This window comes from Streptomyces litchfieldiae, assembly GCF_031845365.1.
GTDB lineage: Bacteria > Actinomycetota > Actinomycetes > Streptomycetales > Streptomycetaceae > Streptomyces > Streptomyces litchfieldiae.
In genome coordinates, this window is sequence record NZ_JAVREL010000028.1 from 1 (window position 1) to 21,069 (window position 21,069).

Sequence of the window (21,069 nt, forward strand, 5' to 3'; positions counted from 1 at the left end):
CCGTCCGTGGCCGCGGGGACCGGGAAGTCATCGACACACCCGCTCCAACGCGACAGACCCCCGACCGGACACCGGACCGGCCACCGAACCATCCGATTCACCGACCCGCGAAGTACGGGCCTAGCCGACGAGCGCCTCGGTGATCTGACGGGAAGTCTGTGCGGCGATCCAGGAGTTGACGGCGGCGTAGGAAGTGTAGGCGTTCAATCCGGTGGCCAGGGCCCAGCCGCGGCCACGGAGCCAGGTGGCGTCGTCGATGCCATGAGCGCGGAGCGGAAGGCCGCTCGGGACTGGCCGACATCAGGGTGAAGGCGATGGTCAGGTCGCAGGCCGGGTCGCCGATGCCGAGGCCGCCGAAGTCGATGACCGCGCTGACGCGGCCGGCCGTGGTCAGCAGGTTGCCGGTGTGGAAGTCGCCGTGGAACCAGACCGGGGGACGATCCCACCGGGGGCGTTCAGCGCCGCGTCCCGCAACTCGGTCATGGCCGGGGCGTCGAAAACGCCGCCGACCTTCGCGATGGCGGCCCTTGTCGCCCGGTCCCTGTCGGCGAGCGGCTGGGCGGCGAGGTCGGCGCGGGCACCCAGGGCCGCGACGTCCTCGGGCGCGAACCGCTGCAGGGCGGTCAGGAACTCGGCCAGTTCGACGGCGGTTTCGGTTGAGTCGGCCAGTGCTTCAACGGTCGCCACCTCGCCCTCCGGCCAGCGGGACACCGCCCAGTGCCATGGATAGCCGAAGTCCGGTTCCCCCACCGCCACCGGGACCGGGATGGCCAGGGGCAGGTGCGGGGCGAGCCGGGACAGCCACTCCGACTCCTTCCGCGCCTGCCCGATGGCGCCGGCGTGGCGGGGCAGCCGGACGGACAGTTCCTTGCCCAGCCGGTGGATCACATGGTCCGAGCCGGCCGGGTCGAGCAACTCCAGGGGGAGCCCGGCCCACTGCGGGAACTGCGCGTCGACCAGGCGTCTGACCAGTGCGGTATCGATCGCGGGGCGGGCTTGCGTGGTTCTCCCTGTCGTCAAGAGAGCTGCTCCTGCGGTCGGCCCGCTCCGGCTGGCGGGCAGTCGGGGCCATCACAGTGCTTCGCGGGCTCGCTTGTCGACCGGATTTCTTCGACGGCTGACGCTCCTTTGCTTACAGGCTGCGGGCGGTGATGTCGCCGTGGGAGGTGGTGGCGCGGATGGTGAGGGGGGCGGTGGGGCCGTCGGTGTTGGTGAGGGCGTTGTGGATGCGGCCGTAGCCGGTGCTGGCGTCCAGGGTGGCGGAGACTCCGTGGGCGGTGCCGACGGTGATGTCGCCCATCTGGGTGGTGGCCACGAGCGTGCCGCGCGCGGCCTCGGCGATGTGGATGTCGCCCTGGTGGGTGCTGATCTGTGCGGGGCCGGCCAGGCGGCCGATGGAGACGTCGCCGGCGGAGGCGGTGAGGCGGATGCCCGCGGCTTCGTCGATCTTGACCGCGCCGTGCGCGCCCTCGAAGACGATGTCGCCGAGCCGTCCCACGCACCGGAACTCGGCGCTGGCCGCCTTGGCCTCGATGCGGGAGCCGGCGGGCAGTTGGACGGTGATCTCGATGGATCCGGAGGGGCCCAGGTACTGGTTCTTCGCCGCCGGGGCGTCGATCCGCAGGACGCCGTCGCGGTAGTCGACCGTGGTCTGTTCCGCCGCCTTCACATCGCGGCCCTTGGAGGCGTTGGCGGGCAGGACCTCGACGGTGGTGTCGGTCCGGTCGGCGGCGATGAACTGGATGCGCCCGGCGGGGATGTCCAGGACGGCGGAGATCGGGGCGGGGGTGTCGAAGGTCTGCATGGTTTCTCTCCTGTGCTTGTCGTTTCTGACGTCGCAAACGCTACGTTGCGTTCGAGGATCGGGCAACAAGCTTGTTGCGCAAAATCGTTATCGCCGCACGTGGGAGCAGATAAGTCATTGCAATGGGTTGGAATTCAATGCAACGACTCAACGCCCGCTCGTTGCACTGACTCAGGAGTGAACGCTAAGCTGCGGGCAACACGGGAACCCCCAAGGAGGCCGTGATGCCGGGAGGCAGGCTCACCCAGTCCGAACGCCGGCAGATCGCGCTGGGGCTGGCCGACGGCGACGCCTACGCGGAGATCGCCAGACGTCTCGACCGCCCCACCTCGACGATCACGCGTGAGGTGATGCGCAACGGCGGCCCCACCGCTTACCGCGCCGACCTGGCCCAGCGCGCCACCGAGCGCCGCGCCCACCGGCGCAGGCGGGCCGCCGTGCCTCGCGGGTCGCAGGCGCCCGACCAGGCCCACGGACGCGACGCCGAGGCCGTGCGCGAGTACGAGGAGGCGTTCACCACCCTCCTGATGCAACAGGGCCTGCCCAAGATGATGGCCCGGGTGCTGACCTGCATGTTCACCACCGACGCGGGGAGCCTGACCGCGTCCGAGCTCGTTCAGCGTCTCCAGGTCAGCCCGGCCTCGGTCTCCAAGGCGATCGCGTTCCTCGAGAACCAGGGCCTCATCCGCCGCGAACGCGACGAACGCCGCCGCGAGCGCTACCGCGTCGACGACGACGTCTGGTACCAGTCGATGATCGCCGCCGCCCGGTCCAACGCCCAACTCGCCGAGACCGCACGCCAAGGCGTCGGTGTCCTCGGCCCCGACACCCCGGCCGCCACCCGCCTGGAGAACATCGCCCGCTTCCTCGACTTCGTCGGCGAGAGCATCGCACGCGCTGCCGAGCAGGCCCGCGACATCCTCTACACCAAGGTCGAGACGACCCCGGGCAGCGCGACCCCGTCAGATTCAAATCGCGCGCGTTGACGCCCGGCTTCCGGCCCCTCGGGTCAGCGGCGCACTCCTCACCGACGCCGTCGCCACCCTCCTGAAGGCCGGGCCCGGGACGGCACCTTGCGCGCCGACGTCATCTCGGACGATGTCCTCCTCCTCAGGGACGCGCTGACCGAGGGCTCGGCCGCGGGCCGAACTCCAACCGCCGCACCGGCGCGAGCCGTCAGGCGAATCGGGCGGCGAAGCGCCGGCGCAGGTCGGTGAAGTCCCAGGCGGGGAAGAGCCCGGGAAAGTGGTCCAGCATCGCCGCGAGGCCGGTGCGGATGTCCTTGAAGTACGGGTCGCCGAACGGCACTTCGGCGGTGAACAGGTACTGCCACCCGTGCGTTCCCCTGGTCAGCGCCAACTGCTCCACGTATTGCGGGTAGGTGAGCTCCAGCCGCACCAATTGCCCGTTCCAGCCCTCGATTTCGTTCATGTCCATGTCGTAGTACCAGACTTCCAGCGGGTCGGTGTGCCGCTGGATCCGGATCGCCGCGAGCCGCCCGGCCGCCGTGAGCGGGGTGTCGTCGATGACGCGCAGCTCGGCGCAGAGCTGGGCCCCCGGCCAGCCGGCGGGGATCAGATCGGGCGGACGCTTGTTCACCGCGCTGAACAGATCGGTGATGCGGAACTCGCCGCCCAGTTCCGGCAGGCCGGAATGCGGCGCGCTCCGCCAGCAGTTGGCGAGCTCGCCGATGCGTGGGCTGTTCACGCACAGTTGGGGGCTGAGCACCACGCCGTCCCACTCGGGCAGGTAGCCGAACATCGCCGGCGTCTTCTCGAAGATCTGGCCCAGCTCGCCGGTCACCGATCGGTCCACGGTCAGGTGCGGGCAGTCCCGCAACTCCCGCTGGGCCGTGAGCAGTCGTTGCTCGATCGGGGTGGGGGAACGCATGGGCCGACCCTAGCCGGGCGGCGGCTCGCCGAACCGGCCAGGGGCCCGCAGACATCCGGAACGCCGCGAACACCCGATTGACCCTGCCGCAGGGTCAACCCCTCAGCATGCGGGCATGACGACGAAACGGACGATCAGTGACCCGCCGACCGGCGGCGACACCGAGCACTTCACGGTCCACCACGACGGCCTCACGATCCCGGTGTCCCGCGGCGGCCGGGGGCGGCCGCTGGTCCTGTGCCCCGGGCTGTGCTCGACACAGGCCGATCTGCGCGAGCTGACCGAGTTGCTGCGGCGCGACCACGACGTGGTGACCTTCGACCTCCGGGGGCATGGCCTCGCACCGGCCGCCGACCGGTACTCCTTCGAGGCGTTCCTCGGCGATCTCAACGCCGTGATGGCGCGGTTGGGACGCCTCGGCCTGCCCTCGGCGCCCGTGCTCGTGGGCTACTCGCTGGGCGCGGACCTGGCCGTCCACCATGCCGCCGAGCGTCCGGACACCGTCGCCGAGCTCGTTCTCATCGACGGCGCGAACCCGATGCCCGAACCGTTCATCACCGACGCCGGCCTGGCGGAGTTCCGCGCGATGGTGGCGGACCAGGCGGCGGGACAGGAGGCCGCCAGGGGCACCGCGCGTCAGGTGTCGCTCACCGCCGGGGAGATCTTCGACCTGGGCCTGGAGATGGATGTGGTTCGGTCCGGCATCCTCGACCGGTACCGGAGGATCGACCACCCCATCAGCGTGATCATGTCGACCTCGATCGCAGGCGACAGCGGCGCAGGCCGCGCGCCGCGGCACAATCGGCTCTGGCGGGCCGGCATCGAACGGCTCGTCCGCGAACGGCCGCACATCGCCACGTCCTGGCTCGACGCCGATCACCGGCTGGTCTTCACACACGCCCCGGACATCGCCCGGATCATCCGCGGCACCCAGCGGCCACACGGCCGGGCGAACTCGTGACCGGCCCTGGGAGACTGGACCGATGCTGACCATCGGCGAGCTGGCCTCGTACGCCGGAGTCACGGTGTGCGCGGTGCGGCACTACCACGTCAAGGGGCTGCTGCCGGAGCCCGAGCGGGACCACTCCGGCTATCGGAGGTACGACGCCGGCGCCGTGGTCGAGCTGATCAGGATCCGGACGCTCGCCGAGGCCGGGGTCCCGCTGGCGCGTGTGCGGGAGCTGCTGCGGGCCGACCAGGAGGAGTTCGCCGCGGCGGTCGCGGACATCGACAAGCGGCTGCGGGCGGAGATCCGGGAGCGGCAGCGGCACCGCGAGCGGATCGCCCGTCTCGCCGCCGGGGACCACCTGGCGCTGCCACCGGAGGTCGTCGAGTTCCTCGACCGGCTGCGGGCGCTCGGCGTCGACGAGCGGATCGTCCGGGTCGAACGCGACGGCTGGATCCCGCTCGCCGCACTCACGCCCGAGCGGGTCCCGGAGTGGGTGGCACGCAAGCGGCGGCAGCTCGCCGACCGGCAGCTCGTCGACTTCTACCTCACCCTGGGCCGGGCCCTCGACCGGACCGACGACGACCCCGGGCTGGTCGAACTGGCCGACAAGATGGCCGCCTACCTCACGCGGATGGCCGACGAGCGGGGCGAGGACTACGTCGACGACGCCGACATCGAGCCGCCGTTCGCCAAGCTGCTGGACACCCTGGCGTTTGACACCGCGCCGCCGGCCCGCCGACTGATCGAGCTGCTGAGGCAACGGGGCTGGACCGGCTGGACCAAGCTCGAACGCGTGGGGCGAGGACCGCGCGGCCCGGCCCGACCGGTGAAGCCCACCGGGCCCCGGCAGGGACCCGGTGGGCGGTGTCAGTTCACCGGCCGACGGCCTCAGGTGAAGTTGACGTCACTGCAGATGAAGTACGTCTGGTCCAGGTGCGAGGCCTGCCAGATCGTGTACACGATGTGGTGGCCGCTGCGCCCCGGGGCGCTGACGTCGAAGGAGATGCGCTCGGCCGGCGCGTAGCTGCCGGTCTCCTCCACGAGTTCCAGGTCGTCCCAGCCCAGGGCCTCGGTGGTGGGGTCGAAGCCCTGCTTGGTGACATACACCTCGAAGAAGTCGGCACCGTGGCGGGCCGTGTCATACAGCTCGACGCTGAAGTTGCTGCCGACGTTCGTCGTGGTCCACGGGCCGGGGTTGTCGAGCGAGGTGGCCAGGCCGCCCTGGGCATCGCCGGCGCTGCACAGCTTCCCGTTGGGGATCGCGCTCTGCCAGTTGCCGGCCAGGTTCTCCCGGAACAGGCTCATCCAGTTCCACATGGTGTTCGGGTTGGCCCGGAAGGCCTGCCAGCACATGGGGTCTTCCTGCTCCATGGCCGGGTTCAGGTGGTCGCTGCCCCAGCGCTCCCAGCAGCCGTAGCTGCGCGAGGCGGGGTCCACGATCGAGCCGTGGGCGCTGGCCGAGTCGGTCCACGGACTCATGAACAGGGTGAGCAGGCCGACAACGCCGGCTATCACCGGAGTGATCACCCGCAGCGTCCAGCGGCGAATGGGGGTGTCTGCGTACATTGTTGCGGTCTCCGTCTTCCGGAAGGGAGTGGGGGGTGATGTTGTTTTCCGGGGTGGGAGCGCTCCCAAGTTACCCGGGATTTTTACCCGGCGACACACCACCGAAACGGTCCGGAGCGAGGCGACCGTCAACCACGGCCGGTGCGTCCCGGTCCGGTTCAGGAACTGTCCCGGACGATGCCCAGCGCGGCGCTCCGGGCCACGTCGACCGGGATCGCGACGCCGCCGCGCCCGCCGGCCGCCCCGGTGAGGACGCCGAGCACGTGACCGTCCTCGTCGACCAGCGGCCCGCCCAGGCTGGCCGGGGGCGCGTCCGCGTCGAGGCGGATCGCCGCCAACTCGCCGCCGCCGTCCAGCGTTACGGCTTCGTCCAGCGCGCGGAGCGCGCCCTCGGTCACCGCGCCCGATCCCCCGATCGCGAACGCACGGTCCCCGCCTCGCGCCTCGGCCAGTCCGGAGGCGGAGTGCAGGGGCGGCAGGCCGGAGTCGTCGTCGATCACCAGCGCCGCGATGTCGACGTCGTGCCGGAGGCCCAGCACCCGTGCGGTGATCCGGCCGCCGTCCGGCCGGATCACGGCCACCTCCGGCGCGTTCCCCACCAGCCGCGCGCTGGTCACGAGGACGCCGGGCACGGCGACGCGGAACGCCGACCCGGTGCCGCGCGGCCCGTTCACCGCGACCACGCTGTCCGGTACCCGTGCCGCGCCTCCGCTCAACGCGTCGGCGCCCGCGCCCGCGTCGAGCCCGGCCCACTCGTCCGGTTCGAGCCGGTCGACCAGCTCGAACCCGTTTCCGGCCCGGGCGTAGAGGGCCGCCTCGCCCTCGCCGATCGCGGCCGGTGGCGCGAGCGCGCTCGGGTAGACGCCGTGACTGGCGACGATCAGGTTCGGCTGGCCGTCGCGGGGCGCCCGCTGCCGGAGCAGTTGGCTCAGCCGCTGGTCGGCCTGCTCGTCGCGCTCGGGGTAGAGCCGTTCCAGACCGTTCACCACCTCGAAGCGGCCGAAGGCCAGTTCGGCGGTGTCCCTGCTGCGGCAGTAGGGGCTGGCCCACACCTCTCCGACGGGGATGTCCAGCGCGTCGATGGCCGTTCCGATCGACCGGGCGTCGGCGCGCCCCGCCTCGGAGAGGTTGCGCTGCGTGGCGCAGTCGTCGAGGTCCACGGTGGGGTCGTCGGGTTGCGAACGGTCGGTCTCCGCGTGCCGGATGACGATGGTGAGGCCGCCCTCCCGCAGTCGCGCCAGCAGGCCACCGCCGCGCGGTGACGGCGGCTCTCCCTCGGCCGTGCTCGTGTCGCCGCCGGTGCACGCGACCACCGCCAGGAGCGCGGCACCGGCGAGCGGGGCCGCGAGCCTACGCGCCACTGGGCTGCCCGATCCCGACCGGGGGAGTGGGGCGGGACTGCCGGCCGGTGAACGCCCGGTCGACGCCGAACCGGCCGGCACCGGTGCCGAGCAGCGCGAGCGACGCCGCGAACATGCTGAGCGCGAACCCGGAGCCGCTGCCGTCCTGCTCCATGACCAGAGGCTCCCCGGAGTGGACGTAGAGCAGCGCCCCGGCCATCACGACGGCGAGACCGGCGGCGGCCAGCCGGGTCAGCGCGCCGACGATGACCGCGCAGCCGCCGATGAGCTGCATATAGGCACCGAACCAGGCGCTCAGCTCGGGCAGCGGGATCCCGGCGTCCCGGTAGTTCCCGCTGTTCGCGCCGGCTCCGCCGTCCTGGGTCGCGTCGCCCCAGCCGTGCGCGATGAAGATGGCGCCGACCGCGAAGCGGAGCAGCAGCAGGCCGGTGTCGGAGGCGAGTCGTCGCGTGTCGTCGCCGAGAAGCCGACGGGGCAACAGGTCCATGATGTTTCCTTCCTCTCACGCCGTCGGCCGTGGCTTCGGAGAACGTGTGCGGCGGCGTGCGCGGAGACAGATCGGGGTCGCTGAATCAGCGGGCAACGGCGGTGCCCGGCCCGGCGGTTGCGTCGCTGTGCGTCCAGTCCAGCACCCGTGACCTGCCGCGCGGAAAGACCCATTCGGTCCCTGCCTATACTCGGCGGGTATGGATGGCTTCGAAGCACGCGAACTGCGCTACTTCGTCACGGTCGCCGAGGAGCTCAACTTCTCCCGCGCGGCCGAGCGGCTCGGGATGGCGCAGCCCCCGCTGTCGAGGGCCATCCGGCAGATGGAACGGCGCCTGGGCGCGGACCTGTTCCACCGGGACACCCGGCATGTCGCCCTGACCGACCTCGGGCGGACCATGCTCGACGAGGCGCGGTTCGCGCTCGACGTGCTCACCGCGGTGACCCGCCGGGCCCGCCGTGCCGCGCACTCCACGCCCACGCTGGTCGTGACCGCCAAGCCGGGCATCGCCACCGGCATGCTGCGACGCGTCGTGGACGCCTACGCGGCATCGCCCGGCGCGGCCCGGGTCGAGATCACGGTCGGCGGCTACCGGGAGCAGGCGGACATGGTGCGGGACGGGCGCGCGGATGTGGCCCTGCTCGGCTCCTACTTCGACGCGCGCGGGCTCGACGTCGAGCCGTTGACCACCGAGCGCCGGGTGGCGGCCCTGCCGGCCGGCCACCCGCTCACCCGGCGGGGCGAGTTGCGGTGCCGCGATCTGCGGGGCGAGCCCGTGCCGCAGTGGCCGCGTTCCACACCGGCGGAACGCGCCTACTGGTCCGGGCGCGACCGGGACATGGCGCGGCCGCCGTCCGGCGCGCCCGATGCCGGGGCGGACGTGTCCGGGCCGGCCGTCAGCGATCCCGGCCAGTTGATCGAGGTGGTGGCGCTCGGACAGGCCGTGGCCCTGATCCCGGAGTCGGTGGCCGACGGCAATCCGCGCGCGGACGTCGTCTACCGGCCTGTCACGGACGCCACCCCGTACACCATCGCGGTGGCCTGGTCCGAGCACTCGCGCGCGCACCACGTCGCGCGATTCGTCACCACCGCGACAAGCCTCTACCTGGCCCGGAACGTGGCGAGTTGACGGCGATCCGGGCGGCCCGTACCGGACCGGGCCGCCCGGCGGTCAGCCCTCCGCCCGGATCTCCCGGCCGCTGAACTCCTGCCAGTAGCTCACGCAGGTGTCCCGCCAGTCGGCCGCGTCGGCTTCGTGGAGCGCGAGCTTGGCCCGGACCTCGGAGAAGCGGCGGGCGTCGATGTCGGCCTCCAGGGAGTCCCAGGTCCGCCGCATGCCGGTGACGTACCGGACGCCCGAGTAGTAGCGGTCGACCAACTCGTCCCAGAAGATCCTGCCGCTGCTCATCGGGCGGTCCCAGGGCACGTGGTGGAACCACATCATCAGGTTCTCCGGGACGGTGTCGATGTCTCCGTATCGCGCCTCCAGGGTGGGGAAGTACTGGGCGGTGAGGTTGCTTCCGGTGGGGGAGCGGTCGTAGCCCAGGCCCACGCTGTCCGCCTGGTTGTAGTAGGTGGGGTTCCAGTCCTCCCGCGGCAGATGCGACTCCGAGGGGCCCGGGCCGTAGTGCACGTCGGCGGTGAACTGGTGGCCGATCCCGAGCGGGGTCTGGTAGCTCACCAGCGCCTCCCAGGAGCCCATCATCATGGCGACGACGACGGCGTCGACGACGTTCCGGTCGTTGCCCCAGGTCATCCGGACCCAGTCGTCGGCGATGTCCGCCGAGTCCAGTGTCCAGTCCCAGGCCTGGCGGCCGAAGGCGTACAGGTTCGCCTGGGAGAAGTGGTGCCCGGTCAGGTTGTCGGCGTTGCCCAGGTTGGCCACGCCGACGATGGCGGTGTCCGAGTGGTTCTGGGCCGTGCCGTCCACGACGTTGCCCACCAGGCGCTTGTCGAGCAACTGCCCTCGCGCGTCGGTTGCGTACGTGTCGGTCTTCAGGATCTCCTCCCACATGGGGGCGAGGAAGCAGAGCATCCTGTTCTGGCCGGTGTACTCCTGCGTGATCTGGAGTTCCAGCGCCTGGTTGGTGTTCTCCATGCGGCCGAACATCGGATGAATGGGCTCCCTGGCCTGGAAGTCCAGGGGCCCGTTCTTGGTCTGCAGGAACACGTTGTCCAGGAAGCGGCCCTTCGTCCCGTCGGGCTGGGCCTCGTCGTCGATCGGGCCGAACTCCAGGTAGGCCCGCTTCAACCGGTCACTGTCCACGTCGGGGTTGTAGACGAAGGTGCGCCAGTAGATCTTCATGCCCAGCGGGGCCACCGCCACGGCCATGCCGTTGGCGCCGTCGCCGTGGTCGTACCCGAAGTCCTGGGGGCCCGGCTGGCCCTCGGAGTTGGCCTTCACGGTGAAGCCGATGAAGTCCGGTATGGCTTCCTGGAGTTGCCTGGCCTTCCGGTTCCACCACGCCTGGAAGGCGGGGTCGTTGGGGGCCATCTGCTCCTCCGTCAGCGTGTCCGGCGCGAACCTGGGGTCCACGGGCGCCGCGTATCGGATGGAGAGGGCGAGCTTGATGCCGTAGGGGCGCAACGCGTCGGCCAGCGCCGCCTCTTGCGCGATGTACTCCGGCGTGAGGTACGCGTTGTTGGCGTTGACGTTGTTGATGGTGATGCCGGTGATGCCCACGGACGCCATCGCCCGCGCCGCCACGAGGTAACGGTCCAGGACGACCGGCAGGTTCAGCGCGGCACTGGCGCCGGTGGCGGCGAAGTTGAAGATCGCGCCGTTCTCGCCGTTCAGCCCGCCCGTACCGGATTCGTTGTTGCCGGCGTAGAGGCGCTCGGTGTCCCAGTAGTTCAGGTGGCGGTTCGCGACCCTGGGAGCCTCGGAGATGTCCAGCTCCGTCAGGGGCTTGTGCGTCTGGAGGCGCCGCAGGAAGGCGAACGTCCCGTAGAGCGCCCCGACGTCCGTGTTGCCGGCGATGACGGTGAACCGGCGCGTGCCGTTGGAGAGCGACCGGATGAGGTAGCCGTCATCGCCGACGGGTTCCAGCTCATCGGGTGCGACGTAGCGCCGAACGACCCGCGAACTCTCCCGGGTTCCCACGACCACGGCACCGTGCGGGATCCGGCTGCCCGGGCCGGGGCTCACCCGCACCTCCCGGTCCAGCAACCCGCCCAGCCCTCTGACCAGTTCCTCCCGGGCCGCCTCCAGGGTGGACTCCATCAGCCTCTCGGTCGAGCCCGGAGCCATGCTCAGGTTCGGGGTATGGCGGTACACCTTGTTCCGGTCGGCGTTCTCCACGATGACCGTGGTGACCTGGTCCCGGTACTGACGGAGGAGACGGGGATCGCTGATCGGCACGTAGCGCAGCCACAGGGCGGAACCGTCGTAGCTGTCGTCCCGCACCACGGCGGAAGCGGCGACCGTCCCCTCCCGGCCCGCCGCCCTCGCACTCGCACCTGCGCCCGGCCCCAGCGCCGCACCCGCCGCGACCGCGCCCATGAATACACGTCGGCTCAATGTCATGCGTTCGTCATACCACTGGGACGGGAGACTGTCAGTGGGGCGAACGCTGTCTATGTGGGTGAACCTGCCGTCCCGCGGACGGCGTTCTCCGGCGGGCTCGCCGCCGCTTCCCTGGCCGGTCGCCGGTCCTGGTGCAGACGCTCCAGCTGGCTACACTTCGGGCGGCATGCACATGCCCGCCAATGAATCGAATTCTGGAGCCTGTTGCCTGACTTTGTCCGAGCGGATCACGGCTTTTATCGCGCGCGAATTCGATGAACCTCGTCGAGTGAAGCTTTTGGAGGCTATTTCGGATTTTGATGGATCGGTCTTCGGAGGGCAAGATCGTGAACGCATGGCAGCGGCTGTGGTCCTTCTCTTCGCGCAGGGGGTCCACCTCGACGTCATCATGAATGTGGCGCAGCGCGATTGGAGAGATCTGCTGATGCACGCGGGACTCGCGCATCATGACTGGCCTGGTGTGCTTACTGAAAAATTCGGCCCTCCGCCAGGTTGAGGGACTGAGTGTGAGACTCGGCAGATGACGCAGGCGCGGATACCCGCCGCAGGCTGTTCCGGGCCCCGCCGATGAGTTCCGGCCGGCTGCCGGGTCAGTACCGGCATGACAGCTATGAACAAGCCGCCGGTCGTCTCCCGCTCGGAGTGGCTGGCCGCCATCGACTCCCTGCGCGCCCGGGAAAAGGCGCACACCCGGGAGGGCGACGTGATCGCCGCCGCACGGCGACGGCTGCCCATGACCGAGGTGGACGCGTCGACGCCGCTCGTCGGGGGCGGCGGGGAAGTCCCCCTGATCGACGCCTTCGAGGGCCGCGCCCAGTTGTTCGCGTCGTTTCACATGTGGCACGACGGGCGCGCCGCCGCCGACCAGTGCGAGGGGTGCACCTTCTTCTCCGGTCAGGTCCGCGAACTGTCCTATCTGCACCAGCGCGACGTCACCTTCGCCGTCTTCTGCCAGGGCCCCTTCGAGGAGTCCGAACGCTATCGCCGCTTCATGGGCTGGGACACGCCCTGGTACTCCGTGCCGGCCACGTCCCGCGAACGGCTCGTCGCCGGCCGCCACTTCGGCATGAAGGTGTGCTATCTCACCGACGGGGACCGCGTCTTCGAGACCTACTGGACCACCTCTCGCGGCGTCGAGCCCATGGAGCCCTCCTACGGCATCCTCGACATGACCGTCTACGGACGGCAGGAGACGTGGGAGGACTCCCCCACGGGCTGGCCGCAGCCCTACGAGACCCGCGGGCAGCAGTTCCGCAAGGACGGACGGCCGACCGCGCAGTGGGCGCGGATCGCCGCCGGGCACGACGACGACCTCCACGGCGAGCGGTCCGGCACGGGCGGCGGCTCGGGCTGCTGCTCCTGAGCCGGGACGGACCTCACCACCGTTCAGGACGCGATGGCTTCCTCCAGTTGCGCCGCGAGGTCCGGGCTGGGGCGGGGGATGTCGCCGAAGCACGGGTCGTGGTCGACGCTGAGGCGCTTGACGGCCGCGGTGAGGTCGCGCCAGGGGCGGGTGTGCTTCGGCGCCGGGCCGTCGCCCAGGGACGTGACGGTACGCAGCAGCATGGACTCGACCGTGGCGAATCCGCGGCCGTACAGGGTGGGTTCCTCCCAGGCGTAGAAGACGCGTGCCGGTCGGGTCATGTGCTGTCCGCTGAGGTGGTCGAGGACTTCGAGGGTGGTGGCTTCGTTGGCCCAGTGGTCGGCGTCGCGCATCTCGCCGCGCTGGAGGTGGAGGAGGTACAGGCACAGCGCGGCGGTGGACTTGCCGGCGCCGGCGCTGAACTGCCACCAGAACTGGGCGCCGTCGTGGCGGTCGGAGAGGTGGAGCAGGCAGGCGAAGATCAGGGCGCCGTCGGGTTCGATGCACTGGGAGTTCACCAGGCCGGCGATGTCGGCCGCAGCGTTGGAGGTGGCGATGACCATCCGGGACAGTTCGGCGAGGTCGCGTGCGGACTGTTCCTGGAGGGCCACCGGCGGTCTGGGGAACGGCGCGTCGGGCTTGGCGATGGGGCGGGCGGTGAGGAACTGCTGGGCGTAGGAGTCGCGGTGGAGGGCTTCCTGCCACAGGGTGTCGGCGATCTCTTCCTCGATCCGGCGGCGCGACGCGGCGAGTTCGGCCGCCTCGTTCTCGTATCGCGGGTCGGGTGTGGGGGCGGGGACGGCCGCGTGGAGGAGATAGTCGTCGATGCTGGGGCGGCTGCTCATAGTGACTCATCCTCGTCGTCGTGATCCGGGTTGATGACAAGGCCCAGGTCGCGGGCGAGCTTGGCCCGGGCCATCCGGCGGTGGGAACGCACTGTGGTCAGGCGGACCCCCATGATGCTGGCGACGCGGTGGGGAGGAAGCTGCAACACGTACTGCAGCACGATCACGTCGTACTGACGCTCGGGAAGCCGGGCTATCGCGGCGTACAGGCCCAGTCCGCTCTCCAGGGCGGCGAACTTCTCCCGGTAGGGATCCAGCAGGGCGCGGCGGAAGGCGGCGATCTCGGTCAAGGCCGGCTCGCTGTCGCGGGCGTCGAGTTCCTGGGCGACGCTGATCTTCAGGATCGCCCAGGCGGTCGCGCCGGGCGACTCCTCCTGCATCAGGCGGTTCCAGTTGACGGCCAGGTCCATCATCACGCGGTGGACCAGACGGCTGGCGGCGTGGGGGTCGCCGAGCATCAGCTCGGCGTATCCCTTGTAGGTCCGGTAGTACTGCTCGTGGAACGCCCAGAAGGCGGTCGGCAGGCGGCGGGTCAGCTCCCGGACAGCGCGATCGGCTCCGGGAGGCATATCGGGAACATCGCTCACGCCTGCTCCTCGCCTTCTCGCAGCGACACGGTCCCGCGCGCGGTGGTCATGGAGCGGTGGTGCTGTTCGGCCAGCGCGGCGGCGCCGACCCGTACGCCCGCCCCCAGCACCCGCCGGAGAAGGGACAGCAGGTCGGGGCCGAACACCCGCAGCACCAGGAGCAGCGTTACGACGCTGATCGCGACATCGTGGCTCAACGGATTGGGTCCTTCGGTACGTAGGAACAGCCGGTCCTCGGTACCCCCACCCCAGGTCCGCACTGGAAAGCGTCGTCGCTCTCAGCCATCAGCTAACCGTGTGAGGTAGCTCATCGTTGAAGCGCTCGTGGGCTTTTTTCGGAACGCGCGATCCCGGGCCCGCGCATATGCCAGGCGTACATGGGGAGTTGACGCCGCCGGGCCGCATCCCGCGTTCCTCACCAGTGGAAACGGCCTCGGGTGGGCCGGAGACGGCCGGCCCGTCCCCGCGTTTCACGGGCGGCATATCCCCGACGCTCGGCCGAAAGTGGCGCAGATCACACGCCGGGGCCCCACGGGAACGCGCCACTCGGCGCGTGAAGCGCCGGCCGGTAGCGAAGTCGACTGGTCATCTGATCGTCAACTTGCGGCGGTAGTTGGGTGAGAGGTGCGCGCGTTTAACTTCGGGCGCCGCACGGCCGTGTGTGCGGCGCATCGTTCTTCCTGCACCGAGAAAGATTCAGATCTTGAGATCTTCATGGTCGCGGCGTGCCGCACTGATACCGATAGCCGCAACGCTCCTGCTCTCCGGCGTTCTGCTCAGCCCGTCCGGGGCGCAGGCAGAGCCCGCCCAGGCAACTGCCCCTCACGATGTGCCCGTTGCCGGGGGAATCAGCGGCCGGGACGCGACCGACCTGGCCGAGGAGCTCGGCGCGTCGCGTACCGGCGGCGTCTATCTGGACCAGGACCGTGACCGGCTGGTGGTCACGGTCACCGATGAAACCGCCGCGAGCGCCGTGCGTGAGGCGGGTGGCATCGCCGAGCAGGTGACCTACGGCGCGGCCGAACTGGATGCCGTCACCGACGCGTTCAACGAGTCGGTCAGCGTTCCCGGCACCACCTGGGGCACCGACACCGAGGCGAACCGGATCAACGTCCAGGCGGACAGCACCGTTTCGGACGCCGACTACGCGGAACTGCTGCGCGTCGCCGAGCCGTTCGGGTCGGCCGTGCACGTTTCCCGGGTCGACGGTGAACTCCAGGAGACCATCAGCGGCGGCGCCTACATCGAGGGCGGGAGCCTTGTGCCCTGCTCGCTGGGCTTCAACGTCCGGGACAAGAGCAACCCCAACTCACTGTTCTTCCTCACCGCCGGACACTGCACCGACAAGACGTATGGCGCCGCCGACTGGCGCAATGGCAACGGCCTCTACATCGGCTATGAGGTGGGCTCGTTCTACCCCGGGGCCGACTTCGGCCTGGTGCGGCACTACAACGCCGACGTCACCAAGCCGGGCAACGTCTACCTGCACGACGGGACCTACCAGAACATCACGCACTCGCGCGACCCGTTCGCCGATGAGTATCTCTGCTCCAGTGGCTGGAAGACGGGCCACATCTGCGGCTACGTGCTGCAGAAGAACGTCACCGCCAACTACGGCGATGGGAACGTCACCGGGCTCTTCAGATGGACGAACTGTATCGAGGGCGGTGACAGCGGCGGTCCCGTCTTCCACGGCGACGCGGCGCTCGGAATCAACTCCGGCAAGCTCACGTGGAACGACGGATGCGACAGCCTCGGCCAGCCGGTCAACGAGGCGCTGGCCTGGTACGGCATGGAGGTCTACTGACCACCGGGGCCGCCGTCCGCGCACCGGACGGCGGCCCGCCGGGGCAGGCCGCGCCTGGCAGTCGCCATCGAGCGCGAAGCCCGGCACTGGTGCGGGCCGGACTCCGCTCTTCAAACCGCTTCTACCGAAACGCCTCGCGGACCTGTGACGCGATGGCCGGCAGATCGGCGGGACGCGTCGTGTCCACCGTGATGACGGGCCCGTACCCCAGGGGCCGGTCGTACTGGGCCAGGACGTCGGGCGAGAGTTCGTGGACCACGTGAACCGGGTGGTGGTGGCCGCCGGCCGCCCGGGCCGCGTAGCGCCGGGCCGCCTCTGCGGGCGGACACCAGCAGTTGACCTCGACGACATCGGCCGCCAGGGAATCCAGCCGGGGACGTGTGTCGGGGTGCCCGGGCAGGGAATTCGCTTCCAGCACCGCTGTTGGGCAGCGGGCGGCCAGTGCCCAGATCAAGTCCATGGCGGCGGCACCCAGCCGACGCGAGGACGCCAGGTCGCCGATGGGGGCAGCAAGGGAATCGTGCAGGCTCTCCTTGATGAGGTCCTTGGACAGCAGCGGGAAACCGAGCATCACGGAAAGCGGCCCGGCCAGGGTGCTCTTGCCGGCTCCTGGGGCCCCGGTGACGAGCACGATGCGGCGGGTCACGGGGTTCAGTCGAGGACCGCGACGGCCTCCACCTCCACCAGATGGTCCGGTACGTCCAGCGCCGCGACTCCCAGCAATGTGCCCGGCGGCACCGGGGTGACCCCCAGCTTCGCGGCCGCCCGTGCGACGCCCTCCAGGAACAGGGGCATCTTGTCGGGGGTCCAGTCGACGACGTACACGGTCAGTTTCGCCACGTCATCGAAGGAGCCGCCGACCCCCGCCAGGGCCGTGCCGATGTTGAGGTAGCACTGCTCGACCTGGGCGGCGAGGTCTCCCTCGCCGACCGTGACCCCGTCGGCGTCCCAGGCCACCTGCCCGGCGATGAAGACCTGTTTCGATCCGGTCGCGATCGACACCTGCCGGTACGCGTCGATTTCCGGCAATCCGCTCGGGTTCACCAGGGTGATGGCCATGCCGTTCGTCTCCTTGTCAGCTCTCTACTGGTTACTCGGGAACTGTAGGAGAGCGAACGCTGACGTGGAAGAACGCACTTTTTCGTGACTGGGGAACCTCAAGGTGACCGAGCACTTCAGGGGTTGGCCGACCGGACCGCACGGCTGACGGCGGCGACCGGCGAACTCCCCTCACCCGGAACGAGCCCTGCTCGGGGCCCGGTACGCGATGCCCGGGCGGTGGCGGCTCGCTCTCGGCGCCGTGCCGGTCCCAGTCGAGGTGCGCGAGACTTCCGCCCATGACCACGGACACCCGCGTGCGCCAGGCCCGCGTAGCTGACGCCCCCGCTCTCGCCCGACTGCGCTGGGCCTTCAAACAAGAGGACCACGAGGGAGAACCTCCCGCGCCGGCCCGGTCGATGGACCAGGCGGAGCAGTGGATCCGCGAACGGCTGGGCGGCGGGCGTTGGCTGGCCTGGGTCCTGGAAATCGGAGAGGAACTGTGCGGCCACGTCTTCCTCCACCTGGTCGAGAGAATCCCGGAGCCCTACGAGGACAACATCCCCGTCGGCTACGTCACGAACTTCTACGTCGTCCCCTCCCAGCGCAACCGCGGGTTCGGCACCGCCCTGCTCGATGCGCTGAGGCTGCACGCGCGGAGCCGAGGCATGGACGTCCTGATCGTCTGGCCGTCCGAGCGCAGCGCCCCCCTCTACCGCCGCGCGGGATTCCACCCGTCGGCCGAGCTGCTCGAAGCTCGATGAACTGAGACGGCCAAGTAGATGGCAACCAGCGACCCCCATACCTGAGTTCCACCAATCGGAAAGCGAAGTCCCGGAAGACGCGGGACACTTCGAAAGTTTCGAAGCCCGGGTTCCCGTCGCGCCGAGCACTTGACGACCCTCTCGGTTACTTCTACGGTTTCCGAACCGCTCACTACCGGTCTACCTTGCGAAATTTTCGAAGGCGGGGACGTGCCAGTGATCAGGAACCTCTCACACCGTGACGCATGCCGGGTCGGGCCCGTCGCGCAGATGGAGCCGCGCCCCCCGTTCGACCGGACCCATGCGCTCGGCCGCCCCCGGCGGCCACCCCGCGCGTGACGCGAGCGAACGCACCCGGCATCTGAGGGGCGGGACGGACAGCCCCACGCGTCCCTCCGGGCGCTTCAGCACCTCCCCGGCAGGAAATGGAAGCGCTCCCACAAAGGCCAAACCCCCCTCGCGAGCCGGGTGAAACCCCCACAACGTCTGGAGACACACACCATGACCAAGACATTCGTGACGCGGCGCCGGTGGTGGATCGCCGCGTCGGCGGTCGCCGTGGGCGGCTCGCTGCTGGGCGTTCAGGCGGCCGCCAGCGGCGCCGCCGCACCGGCGGCCTGGTCGAACACCCCCGAGGGGTTCGCGTCCACCGACGGAGGCACCACCGGCGGCGCCGGCGGCGAGACCGTCACCGTCGACACCTTCGAGGAGCTGAACCAGTACGCCACCGCCGAGGAGCCCTACATCATCCGGGTCGACGGGACGATCGAGTACGAGCAGATGGGCTACGAAGTGCGCGTCGCCTCGAACAAGACCATCGTCGGCGTCGGCACCGGGGGAGAGATCGTCGGCGGCGGGTTCTTCCTGAACGAGGTCTCGAACGTCATCGTCCGCAATCTGACCATCCGCGACACCCGCATGCCGGACGACGACCCGGGCGACGACGACTACGACTACGACGCCATCCAGATGGACGGCGCGGACCACGTCTGGATCGACCACAACCGGCTGGAGCGGATGAACGACGGCCTGATCGACAGCCGCGAGGACACCACCAACCTCACCGTGTCCTGGAACATCATCAACGAGAACAACAAGACCTTCGGCATCGGCTGGACCGACAACGTCACCGCCCGCATCACCATCCACCACAACTGGTTCACGGACACCAACGCGCGCAACCCGAGCATCGACAACGTGGCCAACGCCCACCTGTACAACAACTACCTGCAGAACACCGGCAGCGGCAACTGGTCGCGGGGCTCGTCGAACACCGTCATCGAGAACAGCTACTTCGAGGGCGTCACCGACCCGTACTACATCACCGACGACGCCCAACTCGTCGAGTCCGGCAGCATCGTGGTGGACAGCGAGGGCGACCGGCAGACGGGCGGCGACGGCTTCGACCCGGGCTCGTTCTACGACTACACCCTCGACCCCGCGAGCGAGGTCCCCGCCCTGCTGGAGGCGGGCGCCGGGCCGCAGGCCGACATCAGCTGACCCCCGTTCCCCGGCCCCGGCCCCGATCCGGGACAGCAACCCGCGCCGGGCGCACCGGCGGCGACCCGCTCAACTCCGCCGGTGCGCCCGGACGTTGACCCCACCACCCGCCCACCGTCACCACGAAGGACCCAGAATGCGCCAACGCACGCGGAGTCGCCCCATGCGCCGCCCGGCGGCCCTGGCCGGGTGCGCGGCCCTGGCCGTCGCGCTGCTGCCGGGGGCCGCCGGGGCCGCCGGGCACGGAGCCGACCGGGCCCGCGCCGTCCTGCCCGCCGGCGACGGCTGGGGCTCGGCGGGCGCCGGGGTCACCGGCGGATCGGCGGCCGACGCCGACCACGTCTACACCGTCAGCACCCGCGCCGAGCTGGCCGCCGCGCTCGAAGCGGGCGGCGACGTGCCCAGGATCATCAGGATCGAGGGCACCATCGACGCCAACACCGACGACGAGGGCAACCCCCTGACCTGCCAGGACTACGCCACCGACGGGTACACCCCGGAGGGCTACCTGGCGGCGTACGACCCTGCCACCTGGGGCAAGGTGATGCCGTCCGGGCCCCTGGAGGAAGCCCGCCTCGCCTCGGCCGCCAACCAGGCGGAACGGGTCGTGCTGCCGGTGGGCTCCAACACCACCGTCATCGGCGTGGGGAACGACGCCCGGCTGCTGGGCGGCAGCCTGGACGTGACGGGCGCGGACAACGTCATCATCCGCAACATCACCTTCGAGGACGCCTACGACTGCTTCCCGCAGTGGGACGGCAGGAACGAGGGCGAGTGGAACTCCGAGTACGACAACGTCGTGATCGACGGCTCGGTCAACGTGTGGGTGGACCACAACACGTTCACCGACGGCCGCCGCCCGGACAGCGAGCAGCCGTCCTACTTCGGCGCCCTGTACCAGCAGCACGACGGCCTGCTCGACATCGTGCGGGGCGCGGACCTGACGACCGTGACCTGGAACGTCTTCACCGACCACGCCAAGAGCATCCTCATCGGCAACAGCGACGGAGCGGCGGGCACGGACCTCGGCCATCTGCGGACGACGTTCCACCACAACCTCTTCCAGAACGTGGGGGAGCGCGTGCCGAGGGTCCGCTTCGGCCAGGTGGACGTCTACAACAACCACTACCGCCAGGAGCCGGGCGCCTCCTACCACTTCGGCTACAGATGGGGCATCGGCGCGGCATCCGCGCTGGTCGCCGAGCACAACGCAATCACGCTGCCGCGCGACATCGACCCGGCGTCGGTCATCCACCGCTGGACCCCCGGCACGTCGATGACCGAGAACGGCAACATCGTGAACGGTCGGCCCGTGGACCTGCTCGCCGCCTACAACGCGGCCAACCCCGACGCGCCGCTCGGCGATGACGCCGGATGGACACCCGAATTGCGGCCCAGCGTCGACCACCCGCGGGCCGTTCCCCGCCTCGTGGACGCCCACGCGGGAGCGGGCCGGCTCCCGGGCACCCGTTGACGGGGTCGAAATTTTCGCTGTTCATTCCCGGTGGATTCGACAGGGCGGGATCGGAGGACAGGGCCCTCTGTCCAAGCAGGGTTTTCGCTGCCGCGGCCTCGCTGCGTC

The 21,069-nt window shown here is 70.2% G+C and carries 20 protein-coding genes and 2 pseudogenes; 10 read left to right on the forward strand and 12 right to left on the reverse strand.

Annotated elements, in window-relative coordinates; all coding sequences use genetic code 11:
• Window positions 1-97: 97 nt before the first annotated feature.
• Together RM590_RS31810 and RM590_RS31815 are read right to left on the reverse strand one after the other, a co-directional pair.
• A pseudogene (locus tag RM590_RS31810) lies at window positions 98-888 on the reverse strand (aminoglycoside phosphotransferase family protein).
• Between the two features lie 244 nt (window positions 889-1,132).
• A complete protein-coding gene (locus RM590_RS31815; RefSeq protein ID WP_311708255.1) occupies window positions 1,133-1,804 on the reverse strand; it encodes a DUF4097 family beta strand repeat-containing protein in 672 nt (223 codons plus the stop codon).
• A 224-nt stretch (window positions 1,805-2,028) separates the two neighbouring features.
• On the opposite strand from RM590_RS31815, the gene RM590_RS31820 reads away from it, so the two are divergent.
• Window positions 2,029-2,790: a helix-turn-helix domain-containing protein gene (locus RM590_RS31820; protein ID WP_311708256.1), complete on the forward strand. Its 762-nt coding sequence runs from the start codon at window positions 2,029-2,031 to the stop codon at window positions 2,788-2,790.
• Window positions 2,791-2,980: 190 nt separating this feature from the next.
• Here RM590_RS31820 and RM590_RS31825 read toward each other — a convergent pair whose 3' ends face one another.
• The gene (locus RM590_RS31825) at window positions 2,981-3,694 is read right to left on the reverse strand and encodes a hypothetical protein (RefSeq protein WP_311708257.1); all 714 of its coding nucleotides are present in this window, start codon (window positions 3,692-3,694) and stop codon (window positions 2,981-2,983) included.
• 115 nt (window positions 3,695-3,809) lie between these two features.
• Between RM590_RS31825 and RM590_RS31830 the strand changes: the two genes are divergently transcribed.
• A complete protein-coding gene (locus tag RM590_RS31830; protein ID WP_311708258.1) occupies window positions 3,810-4,655 on the forward strand; it encodes an alpha/beta fold hydrolase in 846 nt (281 codons plus the stop codon).
• A 22-nt stretch (window positions 4,656-4,677) separates the two neighbouring features.
• Window positions 4,678-5,445: pseudogene (locus RM590_RS31835) on the forward strand (MerR family transcriptional regulator); the annotation flags it as partial.
• A gap of 86 nt (window positions 5,446-5,531) precedes the next feature.
• Here the strand turns inward: RM590_RS31835 and RM590_RS31840 are convergent.
• From RM590_RS31840 to RM590_RS31850, 3 genes are all read right to left on the reverse strand, one after another.
• Window positions 5,532-6,209, reverse strand: coding sequence for a lytic polysaccharide monooxygenase auxiliary activity family 9 protein (locus RM590_RS31840; protein ID WP_394814011.1), 678 nt, complete (start codon window positions 6,207-6,209; stop codon window positions 5,532-5,534).
• A gap of 158 nt (window positions 6,210-6,367) precedes the next feature.
• Window positions 6,368-7,570, reverse strand: coding sequence for a trypsin-like peptidase domain-containing protein (locus tag RM590_RS31845; RefSeq protein ID WP_311708259.1), 1,203 nt, complete (start codon window positions 7,568-7,570; stop codon window positions 6,368-6,370).
• Window positions 7,560-8,057 carry a DoxX family protein gene (locus tag RM590_RS31850; protein WP_311708260.1) on the reverse strand — a complete coding sequence of 166 codons (498 nt, stop codon included), beginning with the start codon at window positions 8,055-8,057 and terminating at the stop codon, window positions 7,560-7,562. The genes RM590_RS31845 and RM590_RS31850 overlap by 11 nt, the downstream gene beginning before the upstream one ends.
• A gap of 199 nt (window positions 8,058-8,256) precedes the next feature.
• Here RM590_RS31850 and RM590_RS31855 point away from each other — a divergent pair, with 199 nt between their 5' ends.
• A complete protein-coding gene (locus RM590_RS31855; protein ID WP_311708261.1) occupies window positions 8,257-9,186 on the forward strand; it encodes a LysR family transcriptional regulator in 930 nt (309 codons plus the stop codon).
• Window positions 9,187-9,228: 42 nt separating this feature from the next.
• Here RM590_RS31855 and RM590_RS31860 read toward each other — a convergent pair whose 3' ends face one another.
• Window positions 9,229-11,583: an alpha-glucuronidase family glycosyl hydrolase gene (locus tag RM590_RS31860; RefSeq protein ID WP_311708262.1), complete on the reverse strand. Its 2,355-nt coding sequence runs from the start codon at window positions 11,581-11,583 to the stop codon at window positions 9,229-9,231.
• Window positions 11,584-11,749: 166 nt separating this feature from the next.
• Here RM590_RS31860 and RM590_RS31865 point away from each other — a divergent pair, with 166 nt between their 5' ends.
• The gene (locus RM590_RS31865; RefSeq protein ID WP_311708263.1) at window positions 11,750-12,079 is read left to right on the forward strand and encodes a hypothetical protein; all 330 of its coding nucleotides are present in this window, start codon (window positions 11,750-11,752) and stop codon (window positions 12,077-12,079) included.
• 105 nt (window positions 12,080-12,184) lie between these two features.
• On the forward strand, window positions 12,185-12,946 hold the full coding sequence (locus RM590_RS31870; protein ID WP_311708264.1) for a DUF899 family protein: 762 nt from the start codon (window positions 12,185-12,187) through the stop codon (window positions 12,944-12,946).
• A 23-nt stretch (window positions 12,947-12,969) separates the two neighbouring features.
• Here the strand turns inward: RM590_RS31870 and RM590_RS31875 are convergent, their stop codons facing one another.
• The 3 genes from RM590_RS31875 to RM590_RS31885 are packed head-to-tail and all read right to left on the reverse strand — an operon-like array spanning window position 12,970 to window position 14,575.
• On the reverse strand, window positions 12,970-13,791 hold the full coding sequence (locus tag RM590_RS31875) for a hypothetical protein (RefSeq protein WP_311708265.1): 822 nt from the start codon (window positions 13,789-13,791) through the stop codon (window positions 12,970-12,972).
• The gene (locus RM590_RS31880) at window positions 13,788-14,378 is read right to left on the reverse strand and encodes a sigma-70 family RNA polymerase sigma factor (protein WP_311708266.1); all 591 of its coding nucleotides are present in this window, start codon (window positions 14,376-14,378) and stop codon (window positions 13,788-13,790) included. Before RM590_RS31880 ends, RM590_RS31875 begins: the two co-directional genes overlap by 4 nt.
• Window positions 14,375-14,575 (reverse strand): hypothetical protein, encoded by a 201-nt coding sequence (locus tag RM590_RS31885; protein WP_311708267.1) that lies wholly within the window; start codon window positions 14,573-14,575, stop codon window positions 14,375-14,377. Before RM590_RS31885 ends, RM590_RS31880 begins: the two co-directional genes overlap by 4 nt.
• Window positions 14,576-15,207: 632 nt before the next feature.
• Here RM590_RS31885 and RM590_RS31890 point away from each other — a divergent pair.
• Window positions 15,208-16,185 carry a S1 family peptidase gene (locus RM590_RS31890; RefSeq protein ID WP_311708268.1) on the forward strand — a complete coding sequence of 326 codons (978 nt, stop codon included), beginning with the start codon at window positions 15,208-15,210 and terminating at the stop codon, window positions 16,183-16,185.
• Window positions 16,186-16,306: 121 nt separating this feature from the next.
• Here the strand turns inward: RM590_RS31890 and RM590_RS31895 are convergent, their stop codons facing one another.
• Together RM590_RS31895 and RM590_RS31900 are read right to left on the reverse strand one after the other, a co-directional pair.
• On the reverse strand, window positions 16,307-16,831 hold the full coding sequence (locus RM590_RS31895) for an AAA family ATPase (protein WP_311708269.1): 525 nt from the start codon (window positions 16,829-16,831) through the stop codon (window positions 16,307-16,309).
• Window positions 16,832-16,836: 5 nt separating this feature from the next.
• Window positions 16,837-17,244: a RidA family protein gene (locus RM590_RS31900; protein ID WP_311708270.1), complete on the reverse strand. Its 408-nt coding sequence runs from the start codon at window positions 17,242-17,244 to the stop codon at window positions 16,837-16,839.
• Between the two features lie 278 nt (window positions 17,245-17,522).
• On the opposite strand from RM590_RS31900, the gene RM590_RS31905 reads away from it, so the two are divergent.
• From RM590_RS31905 to RM590_RS31915, 3 genes are all read left to right on the forward strand, one after another.
• Complete coding sequence (locus RM590_RS31905; protein ID WP_311708271.1) at window positions 17,523-17,987, forward strand: GNAT family N-acetyltransferase; 465 nt, start codon at window positions 17,523-17,525, stop codon at window positions 17,985-17,987.
• 501 nt (window positions 17,988-18,488) lie between these two features.
• A complete protein-coding gene (locus RM590_RS31910; RefSeq protein WP_311708272.1) occupies window positions 18,489-19,487 on the forward strand; it encodes a pectate lyase family protein in 999 nt (332 codons plus the stop codon).
• Between the two features lie 163 nt (window positions 19,488-19,650).
• Entirely contained in the window at window positions 19,651-20,961 is a 1,311-nt protein-coding gene (locus RM590_RS31915) for a pectate lyase family protein (RefSeq protein WP_311708273.1), read from the forward strand.
• The last annotated feature ends 108 nt before the right edge of the window (window positions 20,962-21,069 follow it).

Coding starts and splice junctions, on each gene's coding strand:
- RM590_RS31870 (WP_311708264.1), top strand. CDS start 12,185: ATGACAGCTATGAACAAGCCGCCGGTCGTCTCCCGCTCGGAGTGGCTG.
- RM590_RS31865 (WP_311708263.1), top strand. CDS start 11,750: ATGCACATGCCCGCCAATGAATCGAATTCTGGAGCCTGTTGCCTGACT.
- RM590_RS31855 (WP_311708261.1), top strand. CDS start 8,257: ATGGATGGCTTCGAAGCACGCGAACTGCGCTACTTCGTCACGGTCGCC.
- RM590_RS31910 (WP_311708272.1), top strand. CDS start 18,489: ATGACCAAGACATTCGTGACGCGGCGCCGGTGGTGGATCGCCGCGTCG.
- RM590_RS31820 (WP_311708256.1), top strand. CDS start 2,029: ATGCCGGGAGGCAGGCTCACCCAGTCCGAACGCCGGCAGATCGCGCTG.
- RM590_RS31900 (WP_311708270.1), bottom strand. CDS start 17,244: ATGGCCATCACCCTGGTGAACCCGAGCGGATTGCCGGAAATCGACGCG.
- RM590_RS31915 (WP_311708273.1), top strand. CDS start 19,651: ATGCGCCGCCCGGCGGCCCTGGCCGGGTGCGCGGCCCTGGCCGTCGCG.
- RM590_RS31850 (WP_311708260.1), bottom strand. CDS start 8,057: ATGGACCTGTTGCCCCGTCGGCTTCTCGGCGACGACACGCGACGACTC.
- RM590_RS31825 (WP_311708257.1), bottom strand. CDS start 3,694: ATGCGTTCCCCCACCCCGATCGAGCAACGACTGCTCACGGCCCAGCGG.
- RM590_RS31860 (WP_311708262.1), bottom strand. CDS start 11,583: ATGACATTGAGCCGACGTGTATTCATGGGCGCGGTCGCGGCGGGTGCG.
- RM590_RS31840 (WP_394814011.1), bottom strand. CDS start 6,209: ATGTACGCAGACACCCCCATTCGCCGCTGGACGCTGCGGGTGATCACT.
- RM590_RS31875 (WP_311708265.1), bottom strand. CDS start 13,791: ATGAGCAGCCGCCCCAGCATCGACGACTATCTCCTCCACGCGGCCGTC.
- RM590_RS31815 (WP_311708255.1), bottom strand. CDS start 1,804: ATGCAGACCTTCGACACCCCCGCCCCGATCTCCGCCGTCCTGGACATC.
- RM590_RS31905 (WP_311708271.1), top strand. CDS start 17,523: ATGACCACGGACACCCGCGTGCGCCAGGCCCGCGTAGCTGACGCCCCC.
- RM590_RS31830 (WP_311708258.1), top strand. CDS start 3,810: ATGACGACGAAACGGACGATCAGTGACCCGCCGACCGGCGGCGACACC.